General features: G+C 71.3%; 1 protein-coding gene. It reads right to left on the bottom strand.

Going from position 1 to position 261, the window contains the following annotated elements:
• Positions 1–32: 32 nt before the first annotated feature.
• The coding region (locus tag SB775_RS30830; protein ID WP_410865065.1) for a hypothetical protein at positions 33–261 on the bottom strand (229 nt) is incomplete at its 5' end.

Here is a 261-nt window from a genome sequence, read left to right as displayed (position 1 = left end):
GTCCCCGCCAGCGTGGCGGGGAGTGAAGCGGCTCATGCCTCCAGCGCGGCGCGTGCGTCCTGGCCCGGTTCCACGTGCACGTACAGCACCGGCACGCCATGGGCCTCGAGCACCGCGGCCATCTGCCGCTGGCGGGCGAGGTACTGCTCGTAGATGGGCTTGAGCCGGTCGCAGTCGACCCGATCCTGGCGATAGTGCGCGCACCAGCCAGCCGGGTCGAACAGGGCCATGCGCACTTCGCCGCCGGTGTAGCGCAGCAAC

It is taken from the genome of Peribacillus sp. SIMBA_075, assembly GCF_046534585.1.
This window is presented reverse-complemented; position numbering and strand designations above follow the sequence as displayed.